At 64.1% G+C, this 5,760-nt stretch carries 7 protein-coding genes and 1 tRNA gene; 4 read left to right on the top strand and 4 right to left on the bottom strand.

Going from position 1 to position 5,760, the window contains the following annotated elements:
* Positions 1-5: 5 nt before the first annotated feature.
* The 4 genes from VMR03_RS00200 to VMR03_RS00215 all read right to left on the bottom strand — a co-directional run bounded on the left by VMR03_RS00200 (position 6) and on the right by VMR03_RS00215 (position 2,297).
* Positions 6-635, bottom strand: coding sequence for an LptA/OstA family protein (locus VMR03_RS00200; protein WP_325401083.1), 630 nt, complete (start codon positions 633-635; stop codon positions 6-8).
* On the bottom strand, positions 632-1,309 hold the full coding sequence (lptC, locus tag VMR03_RS00205; protein WP_325401085.1) for an LPS export ABC transporter periplasmic protein LptC: 678 nt from the start codon (positions 1,307-1,309) through the stop codon (positions 632-634). Before lptC ends, VMR03_RS00200 begins: the two co-directional genes overlap by 4 nt.
* 205 nt (positions 1,310-1,514) lie before the next feature.
* Complete coding sequence (locus VMR03_RS00210) at positions 1,515-2,126, bottom strand: ribonuclease H-like domain-containing protein (RefSeq protein WP_325401088.1); 612 nt, start codon at positions 2,124-2,126, stop codon at positions 1,515-1,517.
* 84 nt (positions 2,127-2,210) lie between these two features.
* Positions 2,211-2,297: transfer RNA gene (locus VMR03_RS00215), tRNA-Leu, on the bottom strand.
* A 275-nt stretch (positions 2,298-2,572) separates the two neighbouring features.
* On the opposite strand from VMR03_RS00215, the gene VMR03_RS00220 reads away from it, so the two are divergent.
* From VMR03_RS00220 to queG, 4 genes are all read left to right on the top strand, one after another.
* Positions 2,573-3,562, top strand: coding sequence for a complex I NDUFA9 subunit family protein (locus VMR03_RS00220; RefSeq protein ID WP_325401090.1), 990 nt, complete (start codon positions 2,573-2,575; stop codon positions 3,560-3,562).
* Positions 3,563-3,605: 43 nt separating this feature from the next.
* Positions 3,606-4,016, top strand: coding sequence for a Cu(I)-responsive transcriptional regulator (gene cueR, locus VMR03_RS00225; RefSeq protein ID WP_325401092.1), 411 nt, complete (start codon positions 3,606-3,608; stop codon positions 4,014-4,016).
* 37 nt (positions 4,017-4,053) lie between these two features.
* Positions 4,054-4,734, top strand: a complete 681-nt coding sequence (locus VMR03_RS00230; RefSeq protein ID WP_325401094.1) for a glutathione S-transferase family protein — start codon at positions 4,054-4,056, stop codon at positions 4,732-4,734.
* Positions 4,715-5,760: tRNA epoxyqueuosine(34) reductase QueG (gene queG / locus VMR03_RS00235; protein ID WP_325401096.1), on the top strand; the 1,046-nt coding region annotated here is incomplete at its 3' end. The genes VMR03_RS00230 and queG, both read left to right, overlap by 20 nt.

The raw sequence follows: 5,760 nt of genomic DNA on the forward strand, positions 1-5,760 counted from the left end.
GACTTTTACTTTTTCTCTTTGGGCGGAGGCTGGAAAAGTGCCTTGACACGGCCAGTTGCGCCATTTTTTACGGCGCCCGCTTCAGCGCCGCCGACGATGCGGCTTTTGCCGGTATTAAGGTCGATAACGAGCTTCGTACCCCGGATCACGTTCTTGCCTTGGCTGAGCACGACCTTGTCGCCCATGAAGATATTGCGGCTCGCCACCACATAGCGGGCCCAGTCGCCATCGGCGGACTGGTCGTCCTTCGACATGACGTGGACGTTGCCGGTGGCGAGAATCTCGCGAATCTGCGTCTTGCCGCCACCGGGCAAAGCGCCGGTCGCACCGCCGCCACCTTGCGCATAGATCGCCTTGAGACGGTCGGAGCGGAGCTTCATTCCGCCCTGGGTGGCAATCACGTTGCCGATGAAGGTCGCTTCCTGCTTCTGGTCCTGGACCTCAAGCGAATCGGATTCGATTTCGATCGGATCGTCGGGATTGCTCGCAAAACCGCTCAGCGGGTCTCTTGGCGCTGTACTCTCGGCGCTCGACGCGGGGTCCGCCGTGAAGGCGGCACCGATGCCGATAAGAAGGGCGGCACAGGCAACCCCCTGGAGCTTGCGCCGTGCCGTCGACAGCCATACTCGTGTCATCGCGTCTTCCCCTTCCCCTCTTGCCCGTAGATTCGCACTTTCACCCGTCCCTGAAAATGCAGCGTCCGGTTGGCATTGTCCGCCGTCATGCTGTCGGCGCGCAACGTGCCGAGCGGGCCATGCCCCTCGACCGGCTCGCGGCTCATGACCGTCCCCTTGCGGAAGTCGATCGTCGCCGAGGTGCCGTGAAACTCGTAGCCCGACGAAGCGTAGATGTCGATCTTCTGCTTGAGATCGAGCGTCTCGGTCTCGGTGTCGAGAAGCCCGGATGTCGAGGAGAGAGAGACCCAGTCGGTCTCGTTTTCGAGCTTGAGATCGGCCTGCACGTTATCGAGCGCGATATGGTTCGGTTTGTCCGTCGCCTGCGTCGCGGTATCGGCCGTCATGACATAAGGCCGCCCGGACGCGTCGAGGCCGGTGACGCGCGGACTCACCATTCGGAGGTCGTCATTGTTGAGCGTCGCGATTTCGCGAAAGGTGATGTCGAGCTTGTCGTGGCTGTCGAAAACGCCGGAATAGATCAGCACGGTCGCAAAGAGTGCGACGGCGCCGAGCGGCAGCGCGATTTTCATCGTCGATACGAAACGGCTATGGCGCGTGGCCGGTCGCGCCGCGGATGGCGGACGGCGTCGCGCTCCGGCGCTCGCCTCGCTCTCTCCAGGCAGCTTGCTCATTCTGTCTTGTTCCGCATGGAGAGGAATCCGGTTTCTCCCTGACGCAGCGCCCGATGTCCGGTTCGCTCAGGCGCGCCGGCCGCGGGGCTGCATTCGATAATGGCAATGGCCTGGCGTCGCCGGAGCATGGACGGGCAGTATGCGCGCAAGGGCTCCGAAGCGTCAACGAAAGGGCGCTTCTGCGGGGCGCCGCGTGAGCCGGGGCTCAATGCGCGAAGATATCCTCTTCGGGCCATCCCGCGAGATCGAGCGACGCGCGCACCGGCAGGAAGGCAAAGCAGGCCCGGGCGAGTTCCGTGCGGCCCTCGCGGGCGAGCATGCCGTCGAGAATCGCCTTGAGTTCGTGAAGATGCGTTACGTCGGAGGCCGCATAGGCGAGCTGCGCCTCGGAAATCTTCTCCGCGCCCCAGTCGGAACTTTGCTGCTGCTTGGAGAGGTCGACGTTGAGGAGCTCCTTGCAGAGGTCCTTCAGCCCGTGACGATCCGTATAGGTGCGCACGAGCTTCGAGGCGATCTTGGTGCAATAGATCGGCGTCGTCACCACGCCGAGATAACGCTGGATCACCGCGACATCGAATCGCGCGAAGTGAAAGATCTTGAGGACGCCCTGGTCGGCCATCAGCGCGCGCAGGTTGGGCGCGTGATAGGTGCCGCGATCGAGCTGCACGATATGGGCGTTGCCGTCGCCGGCCGAAAGCTGCACCAGGCAAAGCGGGTCGCGGTGCGGATTGAGGCCGAGGGTTTCACTGTCGACCGCGACGCTCGCGCCGAAGCTCAGGCCCGCGGGCAGGTCGCCCTTGTGCAGCGTGATCGCCATGTCGGCCTCGTTTGCCCTATCGGCCTCTTCGGGAGAACCCGGAAGAAACCCCGGCCTTCAGGTTGCCGGAGAGCGAGAGATTTATGGTGCCCAGGAGAAGACTCGAACTTCCACGCCCTTGCGAGCGCTAGCACCTGAAGCTAGTGCGTCTACCAATTCCGCCACCTGGGCCAACGGGGGGAGACTTAAATAGGGCGCGAAGGCTTGTCAATGGAGCCGATGGGACCCGCCTGCCCGGATTCCCTTGTTCCGGCGGAAGAGGGGGGCGAAGATGCGGTCGGGATTGCAATGTGCGGGAGTGCGGGGAGGTTCTGCGCGGCCTGTTCGGACGAGCCTGGTCCTCGGTCTCGGCGGCATTTATGCGCGCGACTGAGCCCGGTCTTTGTCCCCGGCTCTGTTTTCGGCTATCTAGGCGGCAGTGTTTTGCTCCTTGCTGAGGTGACGTCATGAGGGATGAGCGCAGGCCGCTCAGGGCCGGCAGCCTGATTACGGTTTTCGGTGGATCGGGTTTTGTCGGCCGCCATCTCGTGCAGGCGCTGGCGCGCCGCGGCTTTCGCGTCCGTGTCGCCGTCCGGCGGCCGAACGAGGCGCTTTTCGTCAAGACGACGGGCGACGTCGGCCAGGTCGAGCCCGTACAGGCCAATATCCGTGACACGCGTTCCGTCCGGGCCGCCCTGGAGGGCGCCGATGCGGTGGTCAATCTCGTCGGCATTCTTCATGAAAGCGGTCCGCAGCGCTTCGAGACGGTGCAGGCGGGTGGCGCCGACCGGATCGCCCGCGAGGCGAAGGCGGCCGGCATCGACGTTTTCGTTCAGGTCTCGGCGATCGGCGCCGATCCCGAAAGCCCGTCGGCCTATGCGCGCTCGAAGGCGCTGGGCGAAGCGGCGGTTCGCGAGCACATTCCCGGCGCGGCGATCCTGCGTGCCTCGATCGTCTTCGGGCCGGAGGACGATTTTTTCAACCGTTTCGCCGCCATGGCGCGGCTCTCGCCCGTTCTGCCGTTGATTGGCGGCGGCGAAACGCGCTACCAGCCCATCTATGTAAAGGATTTGGCCGAAGCCATCCTCCGCGCGCTCGAAACCGGCGTTGCCGACGGCAAGGTCTTTGAACTGGGCGGGCCCGAAATCCTCACCTTCCGAGAATTGATGGGCCTTGTGCTGCGCGAGATCGGCCGCAAGCGCGTCCTGCTGCCGCTGCCTGTCTGGCTGGCAAAGCCCATGGCGGCCGTCCTGCAGCTTCTGCCGAATCCGCCGCTTACCTCCGATCAGCTGCCGCTTCTTGTGCGGGACAACGTCGTGAGCGACGCCGCCGAAAAGGAAGGGCGCAGCTTGAAGACACTTGGCGTTGCCGGTACGGGACCGGAAGCAATTCTGCCCTCTTATCTTGCGCGGTTCCGCCGCCGCGGCCAGTTCGAGCAGCTCAATACGGCGGAATGAAGCGCGATGGAACAGGCTCGCCCGGCGAGCGGGGAGAAAACGCATGAATATCGGCGAGGTCGCGGCCCGCTCGGGCGTTCCGGCAAAGACGATCCGCTATTATGAGGACATCGAGCTGATCGAAAGCGCCGATCGCGCGGCCAACGGCTATCGTTCCTATACGGAAGATGCCGTTCACACGCTGCGCTTCGTCGCCCGGGCCCGCAATCTCGGCTTCACCGTCGAGCAGTGCCGCAGCCTCCTCGCGCTCTACCGCGACAAGGCCCGCAGCAGCGCCGATGTGAAGCGGATCGCCGAAGGCCATATCGCCGAGATCGAGGAAAAGATCGAGGAGTTGCGGTCCATGCAGGCGACGCTGACGGCGCTTGCGAGCCGTTGCCACGGCGACGACCGTCCCGACTGTCCCATCATCGACGAACTGGCCGCGGCCGTCGGGCGAAAAACCCATTCCTGATCGTTTCGGCGAACCGTTCCTCTAATCTTGCGAGATCATGCGTCAGCTTTATCACCTTCTCATCTCCCCCTCCTGCCGCAAGGTGCGTCTCGCGCTCGCCGAAAAGAATATCGGCTTCGAGCTGATCGAGGAGCGAGACTGGGAACGGCGGCATGAGTTTCTCGCGCTGAACCCCGCTGGCGAGGTTCCGGTGCTGATCGAGGAAGACGGCTCCGTCATCTCCGGCAGCATGCCGATCTGCGAGTATCTGGAAGAGACCGTGCCGGAGGTGAAGCTCATCCCGGGCGATGCGCTGGAGCGCGCCGAGACGCGCCGCCTGATCGACTGGTTCGATCGTAAATTCGCCGCCGAAGTCTCCGACGGGCTGATCTTTGAAAAGGTGACGCGCCGGTTTCTCGGCGCCTCCGAAGGCGGCGGCGCGCCGGACATGGCGGTGGTCCGCGCGGCGCTTCACAATCTGCGCTACCACCTCGATTACATCTCATACCTGATGGAGGAGCGGCGCTGGCTCTCCGGCGAGGAGATGACGTTGGCGGATCTGACCGCCGCCGCGCATCTTTCCTGCCTCGATTATGTTGGCGACGTGCCCTGGTCGCAGTTCCAGGGCGCCAAGGACTGGTATGTCCGAATCAAGTCGCGTCCCGGCTTCCGGCAGATTCTCGCCGATCATGTGCCGGGCATGCCGCCGCCCAAGCTCTATGCCAATCTCGACTTCTGATCGCGCCGCGACGAAAGGCGGGTTGAAACCCGCGCTCGTCGCGCGCGCGCAGGAAGCGGGCTTCGACGTCATCCGCATAACGCGCCCCGATGCGACGCCCGAGGCCGCGCAACGCCTGCGCGACTGGCTGGCGCGCGGCCGCCACGGTGAGATGACATGGATGGAGGGCACGGAAGAGCGCCGCGGCCGTCCCGACATTCTCTGGCCCGACGTCAGAAGCGTCGTCATGCTGGCGATGAATTACGGCCCCGATGAAAATCCGCTGGCGCTTCTCGACCGCCGCGACCGCGCCGCGATCTCGGTCTATGCGAAGAACCGGGATTATCACGATCTCGTCAAATCGCGACTGAAGCAGGTGGCGCGCTGGCTCGCTGAAACCTCGGGCGCCGAGGTGAAGGTCTTCGTCGACACCGCGCCCGTCATGGAAAAACCGCTGGCGCAAGCGGCCGGCATCGGCTGGCAGGGCAAGCACACCAATCTCGTCTCGCGCGATTTCGGCTCATGGCTCTTCCTCGGCTCGATCTTCACGACGTTCGACCTCGAAATGGACGAGCCGCATGAAGATCACTGCGGCGAGTGCCGCCGTTGTCTCGACATCTGCCCGACCTCGGCCTTCCCCGCGCCTTATGAACTCGATGCGCGGCGCTGCATTTCCTATCTCACCATCGAGAACAAGGGCGCGATCTCGCGCGAGTTTCGCAAAGCCATCGGCAACCGAATTTATGGTTGCGACGACTGCCTCGCCGTCTGCCCATGGAACAAATTCGCGGATGCGGCGCGCGAAGCCTCCTTCCATGCGCGCGACGAATTGCGAGCGCCTCTGCTTGCCGATCTTGCGACGTTCGACGACGCGGCGTTCCGCGCGTTCTTTTCCGGCTCGCCGATCAAGCGCATCGGCCGCGACCGCTTCATCCGCAACGTGCTGATCGCGATCGGCAATGCGGGCGATGCTTCGCTCCTGCCGCTGGTTCTTGCGCATCTCGCCGACGCCTCGCCGCTCGTCCGCGCCATGGCGGTCTGGGCGCT

Source organism: Parvibaculum sp. (genome assembly GCF_035511255.1).
Lineage (GTDB): Bacteria > Pseudomonadota > Alphaproteobacteria > Parvibaculales > Parvibaculaceae > Parvibaculum.

Excerpts from the sequence above, each read along its gene's own strand:
- VMR03_RS00200 (WP_325401083.1), bottom strand. The coding sequence starts at position 635 with ATGACACGAGTATGGCTGTCGACGGCACGGCGCAAGCTCCAGGGGGTT.
- lptC (WP_325401085.1), bottom strand. The coding sequence starts at position 1,309 with ATGAGCAAGCTGCCTGGAGAGAGCGAGGCGAGCGCCGGAGCGCGACGC.
- cueR (WP_325401092.1), top strand. The coding sequence starts at position 3,606 with ATGAATATCGGCGAGGTCGCGGCCCGCTCGGGCGTTCCGGCAAAGACG.
- VMR03_RS00220 (WP_325401090.1), top strand. The coding sequence starts at position 2,573 with ATGAGGGATGAGCGCAGGCCGCTCAGGGCCGGCAGCCTGATTACGGTT.
- VMR03_RS00210 (WP_325401088.1), bottom strand. The coding sequence starts at position 2,126 with ATGGCGATCACGCTGCACAAGGGCGACCTGCCCGCGGGCCTGAGCTTC.
- VMR03_RS00230 (WP_325401094.1), top strand. The coding sequence starts at position 4,054 with ATGCGTCAGCTTTATCACCTTCTCATCTCCCCCTCCTGCCGCAAGGTG.